We start from the raw sequence: 865 nt of genomic DNA on the forward strand, positions 1-865 counted from the left end.
CTCAAGGTTGGGATCACTCAATAGTGCGGGCAGGACCGAGTGATTGACGTAGTCTTATTTCTGTCGGCAACTCAACACTTTGACCGCTGTGCGCATCACGGAGTATCTGGATCAGCATCCCAGCGGCGCGACGACCCATCTCGCGATGCGGGACATGGACCGTCGTAAGAGCGGGTTCGGCGAGCATTGCAATTTCGATATCGTCAAAACCGGTAATTGAGAGGTCCCTGGGCACCTCAAGCCCCATTTCCCGAGCCGCACGTAAGGCTCCGACCGCCAAAACATCATTGACGCACATCACGGCAGTCGTTTCTGGTGCGGCTGTCATGACCTCGCGCAAAGCAACTTCACCAGTTTCAACGCCGTAAGCGGTCTCGACAAGAAACATTGTATTCGGGTCCTGACCGGCCTCTTGTTTGGCATCCCGAATGCCTTGAACGCGTTCCCTTGCCCGATCATTCGAAGCGGTTGGAGCAGAGATACACGCGATATGCTGATGCCCATATCCAATGACCTGCCGGGCAAGGGCAAACATCGCAGCCCGATTGTCAAAGCCGATGGCAGGCGGGGATTGGTCAGGATCAAATGACCAGGCGATCAGAGTTGGTACACGCTGCTTTTCCAGAAACGCATAGATCTCCGGTTCGCGATCGTACCCAATCAGCAGCAACCCATCTGCACCCCGCGCTACCAACGCACGCACCTGTTGTTCTTCCAGCTCTGAATCATAGGCGGACGAAGCAACCAGAAGCGTTTTACCATGCCGCACCAGTTCTTCCTGAAACGCCTGTAGTCCGCGTGCAAAAACAGCGTTCTCCATAGTCGGTATCACGGCAGCAATCGTATTTGTCTGCCTTGCTGCAAG

At 55.0% G+C, this 865-nt stretch carries 1 protein-coding gene; it reads right to left on the minus strand.

The genetic code is table 11. The annotated features are described in order from the left end of the window. Positions 1-13: 13 nt before the first annotated feature. Positions 14-865, minus strand: an 852-nt coding sequence (locus ACR0EL_RS21985; protein WP_480502289.1) for a substrate-binding domain-containing protein, incomplete at its 5' end; no start/stop codon positions are given.

Source organism: Ruegeria sp. AH12 (genome assembly GCF_056541465.1).